Origin of the sequence: Segetibacter sp., from assembly GCF_025963695.1 — a bacterium.
In the GTDB taxonomy this organism is placed as follows: Bacteria; Bacteroidota; Bacteroidia; order Chitinophagales; family Chitinophagaceae; genus Segetibacter.
In genome coordinates, this window is record NZ_JAOQAH010000048.1 from 1 (window position 1) to 5,486 (window position 5,486).

Here is a 5,486-nt window from a genome sequence, read left to right on the forward strand (position 1 = left end):
ACTTATCAGATATCGTTCGTGACTTTAAGAAATTTACTTCCCAAACTATTATAAGAACATTAGAAGAAAACAAGAACGAAAGCCGAAGGAATTGGATGCTATGGTTATTTAAAGAAACGGACGAAAATAAAAAGGTAGCGTACCAATTCTGGCAACCCGATAACCATCCTGAACTATGCTACCATTTAGATTTTATGTGGCAGAAGCTTGAATACATTCATAACAACCCGGTAAAAGCAGGACTTGTACACAAAGCTGAAGAATATGTATATAGCAGTGCAGGGGATTATGTATTTGGCAAACAGGCAGGCAAAGTAAAAGTGACTTTGTTAAACCCTGTACAAACGACCTACAGTTGAATATAACGCAACTTTTTTGTGGCTTTTGCAAAGCCAGTTGTTCTAAGAACAACATTTATCTTTAAGTTCGAGGTGCCCTCCGGAACACCTCGAACAACCCGGGACATATAAAAATACATATCCGTCTAATTAAGGTTTAATCCCAGCATAGTTCCCTGTTTATATGTCAACCTTTTTTGTCAGTAAAAGCGCTTACTATAACTTTATTGGCTAGTTATTACCTCCAATGAAATCACCAGTCTTGTTTTGTTGTTTCCTTATAATCTTTTTCAATTTGCAACCTACTGCTGCACAGCTTAGGATTGAAAAATTATCTTTCGCCCAAGCTTTAAAAAAAGCAGAAGTTGATGGTAAAATTCTGATGGTGGTTATGGACTCTAAATCAAATAAACAACATAACAAAACTACTTCTGAAGCCCTGAGTAATCAAATTGCTTTCACTATAAATAAACAAGCAGTTGTTATTCGTCCTGAGGTTTATGGTTTGGATTGGAACGATCTTGTACGTGCTTATTATGACATATCCCCATATAACAACGACCCTGTGGGTGGACTCTTTTTCAATCCCCTTGGTAAGCTGGTGCATCGCTATTTTTTCTCTGCGAATGATCCACATGCTTATTTTAACGAAGCGTTTTTCGCAAAACGCATTTCCGATATGCCTGATGAAAACATGGTATTCGATTCTTTAAGGCTATCAGGCTTTACCAATACTGAACTCTGGAATCAACTGATAAGAACCCGTAGAGAATTATCGAAAACTACCGACGATCTTTTGGAACAATTGACATCACTAACGCCTGTTGACTCTTTCAAGAGCTTCAGGTATTTTGAGGTGTTGGCCCGTTTGTGCCCCGTCCTTCATACAAAAGCTGATTCTATAATGATGAAGAGCAACTTCAACATAAACTGGGATATGCTTGCAGCAAATGAGAGGGTTAATATTTTTCGTGCCATTAACACTAAAACGTTTGATAAAGCAATTGCCACAAAAGACTATGGCTTAGCGGGGTACCTCATAGATTCCGTAGAGAACAACGGCACTGTCAACGCGGAAGAAAAGGATAAGCCTTTTCTGCGCAAAGGTTTGATGACCAACTTTTACCACCTTGTAAAAGACACAGCCGCGTACATTTTTTCTGCCATTGATTATGCAGACAATTACCTGATGAAACTTAACGTTGACTCAATCGATAAAGCCTTTAAAAAAAATATAGAAGCGATGAGAAAGGAGGGGCAGCCATTTATTACGAAACCTCGTGGCGTTGCAGGAACGTATGCATCTCAATTGAACTTTCACGCATGGCAATTTTATAAAATGACGAGGGATCCAAATCTTCTGCAAAAGGCCCTTAGCTGGATAAAGCGGGCAGTGGATATTAATGCTACACCTGAAGCTTTAGGCGCTTACGCATTGCTGCTTTACGATACCCGCAACAGGAAAGAAGCAATTGGCAAACAGAAAACATTGATCAGTAGCCTGAAGAATTTAAACAGGGACAATGAACTAGTTAAGGCTGACCGAATATTAGCACGAATGAAAAGGGGTTCTGAAAAAGTAGATGAATAATCAGACTCCTTCGTCCTGCCGGGGTCTCCTACTAACAACGGCTAATGCAAAATCCTGCTAATCCAAAACTTCGAGGTAAGAGAAATAGCTGCGTACTGCTGTACAAGTACAAGTGAGTGACACAACGATGTTGCACAGTATTCTAAATGCCGGCTACAAAAACTTACACTTTCGTTCCACCCCCTGATTTAGCATTTGGACGTACACCAAAATTCAAAAGACAAATCAAAAGCGCGTTTGGCAGCGCTTTAACCAGTTGCAACCTAATTTTTGCCATTGCTTGTGTTCTTGAGGCCACAGGTGCTTGCTGTTGTGGGTTGCCAGAGTAACAATATTTGCTTTTGTTACTACCGTTAGAAGATCAGCAACGCAAAATTTTGGACATTATCTCGTACTTTGAAATGCTATAAGCAAAGGGTATATTGCTTCAAGAGTTGTTGGATCCATTTGCGTCTTTATAAATGGCAACAACGATTTAATACATAAAAATGTCGCAATGCAAAAGAACACAATCTGTTTATGGTACAATAACGACGCGGTGGGTGCGGCTCACTTTTATGCAAACACATTTCCGGGCAGTTAGGATTTTCCTGAAACCCGCACGGTAAATCATGATCGCTTCATCACCATTAAAAAGCAAAAAAGAAACAAATGAAAAATAAAAGAAACCTTTTGTCCTGCCTGATTATTCTGCTAACAGGAGTAATTCATTTTGCTGTACAGGCTCAACAAAAAAATGACACTCGTCGCGCTAACTTTTCCGGTGAATGGAAATCCAAAGAGTCGATAGGTATGGGCGGAAATATTGTTTGCTCATATGACGAAGGTGATCGTATGCTCTCTAAGACAATGAGAATAGCAGAGCAGGCAGATTTTCTAATCATAGAAATACCAAACCCGTCTCCTGGCGCAGTGCTGGCTACAAGCCAGGAAAAACTGGCCTTCGACGGTAAAGAAAGTCAAATTAATCATGGCTGGGAAAGAGGAAAGAAGTTTACCGTAAAGTTGTCAGCTGATGGACAAACTATGACTGTTAACTCAATTGTACACTTGATGGTTGCCACTCCTTTCAATATAAATGTTCAGAAACAAGAATTGGTTTACGTAACAGAGGTTTGGAAGTTGAGCAATGATGGCAAGTCTATTTCTGTTCAGGCCAATGCAAAATCAACCTTATGGGGTGGCGAGCGGTCCTGGAAGACTGTATTCGATAAAGCCAGTTAGTATTCAAAGACTTTTTTTGTACAAGCCCGACTTAGTTCGGGCTTTTTTAAATATGCTTTTTGTTGAGCATCGTTCTGCTTTAGTAGCTACAAAAAAAAGCGGCAATAACCACTTTCCTTAATTTATTGAACCGATAATAATTGCTGTATATCATTCCATAGAAAATTCTGAGATGGTCTGACAATACAGGAAGCAGCAAGATGTGTGTAACATGCTATCAACTTTAAAAAGAACTTATCTCCCCACCCAAAAAAATCTCGCAATTTCGTCTTCCTTTACCGCACACGATAATCGTTCATAATTTTTGAATCAAGCTCCAATGAATCCTCCATCAGACTTAATAAATAGTTGAACGAATCTTTATCGGCCTCAGAAAGCTTGAGAACAGCTCATTCAAAAATTTGCTCTGTGAACGACATCTACACCAAATTCTATCTCGCTAACGGATCAGGTCGTATTTGGAACTTGAAGACTTTGCTCGCTGTACCTTTTCCACCTTCCATGTGAAAAGGTGCGCGGGTGCTTATTGTGGCCCATAATCCGCGGCCTTTCCACCCGGCACCAGGATCGTCAATCCGGCCGTCCATCCATTTGGTATAAAACCCCATCGGGTAAGGTACACGCAGTGCCACCCACTTTCCATCCTTCAACGCTAAGAGAGCCTCAGATTCATTACCCGTGTTGATAGGCGTATTCTCTCCAAGTCCCGAGGCGTTGAACTGGTCTACCCAGGTATAGTAGCTACCCTCCGCACTGCCTGGAATATTCAGACCTTTGAATTGGGGAAGCGGCTCTGTGTAAAAGGTCCAGCCCTCACGACAATGCTGTCCACTGGCTGTTGGCCCATTCCTTACTTTGCATTTTCTGGGATCGAAGCTGGCAAGGTGTCCACTGGCTAGAGCAACCCAGGCGACCCCGTTCCGATCTACATCCATGCCACGTGGAGAAAATCCCTCAACGGGCTCGCCTTTCTCATTAAGTGGAAGCTCAAAATATTCTGCAAGCGCCGTTTCGGTAGGATTTGTTCCAGGATTTAACCGGACCAATCCACCTGGGTAACCAAGGCTCGATCCCCAAACAGAACCATCAGGTGCGGGCGAACAGGCATATAAACCCCTGGCGATTCTCTTGTCCTTTTTTGGGTCTTCGGGTGCATCAGGCTCGGTATATGTATCACGCTTGCCATTGCCATTGAAGTCAAGAATAAGTGGGGTCCAGCCTTGTGCTGCTTTTTCATCCCCGGTCTCTAAATATTTTTTTGTGTCTAACCAACCTACTACAGGCCCACCACCACTGGTCCAAAGAGTGTTATTATTATCTTCAGCAAACATCAGGTGGTGCGTGCTGAAACAAGTGTTGATGGGAGTGTATTTCCCAGTCTTGGGATCATACACACCGAGTTGCCGATATGACTTATTAACAGGAAAAGCTTTTGCTGATGGATGATCAGAACCTTCCTTGCAGAAGTCTGGATTGTCTGATGGTCTAACCGTTGCGGTGATCCATACACGCCCTTCCTTGTCGAACATAGGATTGTGAACATTGGTTTTGCTGTTCCATATAGCCGTGTCTCCCCAGTAAGGCGATGGTTGTACTACTTCTCCTGATGCAGACTTGGTATTCGGATCAAGAACAGAAAGAGGCAACTGGCTGATCTTACTTGTCACGGGATCAAGGACAGGAAGATAGTCAGTACTCAACTCGGTGGCACCATATAGGAGGCCATTGGCATTCGTTGTTGGGTTTCTTCGATCGGTTGACACCACATCGTGTAAGTAGGCTTTTGGATCGGCCCAGTCCCACTGTGAAATAACTACGTTGCGCTCGACTCCTTCCGGCCGTCGTGGCTTCGGTGGCACTTCGCCCTGGGCAATTCGATCGGTCCAGTCTGACAGCATCTTTAACATCGGTTCACGGCCAAGCCCTATAGTTGCACTAATCATTTGCCCACCAGCCTGGCCTGACTGTAATCTTCTCTCCCATGCCTGGAACGAACTTTTAAATTTTCCAAGTGAGGGTTGAAACTCACGCGTTCCTTTGCTGCCGAGTTGGTGACAGGAAAGGCAGGTTCCCGACTTTATGTTTCGAATAAAATCGGCCTGGACTTTTATGTTGGGAGAAATTCCATTACCATCTGGTCCTGTACCCGGAAATTTGGTTTTATCAGGAACAGTCATAAGGGAAAACCAGTAGCCTGCAGGATAATATTGCGCAGCTTCCTTTTCTGAAGGCGCGATCCTGGCAGTCAGGCCAACATTGGTCCCAGGTTTTGCATTTTTCTTTTCTGAATCGACCAGTCCATAACCCCGGACCCAGATTTTGTAGTTTGCGGA

The 5,486-nt window shown here is 42.8% G+C and carries 4 protein-coding genes and 1 pseudogene; 4 read left to right on the forward strand and 1 reads right to left on the reverse strand.

The genetic code is table 11. The features are described 5' to 3' along the window. The 4 genes and pseudogenes from JWR87_RS08515 to JWR87_RS08530 all read left to right on the forward strand — a co-directional run. Nucleotides 1-359: pseudogene (locus tag JWR87_RS08515) on the forward strand (hypothetical protein); the annotation flags it as partial. 370 nt (nucleotides 360-729) lie between these two features. Then, nucleotides 730-1,929, forward strand: coding sequence for a hypothetical protein (locus JWR87_RS08520; RefSeq protein ID WP_297818308.1), 1,200 nt, complete (start codon nucleotides 730-732; stop codon nucleotides 1,927-1,929). A gap of 496 nt (nucleotides 1,930-2,425) precedes the next feature. Continuing rightward, complete coding sequence (locus JWR87_RS08525; RefSeq protein ID WP_297818315.1) at nucleotides 2,426-2,512, forward strand: VOC family protein; 87 nt, start codon at nucleotides 2,426-2,428, stop codon at nucleotides 2,510-2,512. Between the two features lie 68 nt (nucleotides 2,513-2,580). After that, on the forward strand, nucleotides 2,581-3,153 hold the full coding sequence (locus tag JWR87_RS08530; RefSeq protein ID WP_297818311.1) for a hypothetical protein: 573 nt from the start codon (nucleotides 2,581-2,583) through the stop codon (nucleotides 3,151-3,153). A gap of 431 nt (nucleotides 3,154-3,584) precedes the next feature. Here the strand turns inward: JWR87_RS08530 and JWR87_RS08535 are convergent. After that, nucleotides 3,585-5,486: hypothetical protein (locus tag JWR87_RS08535; protein WP_297818313.1), on the reverse strand; the 1,902-nt coding region annotated here is incomplete at its 5' end.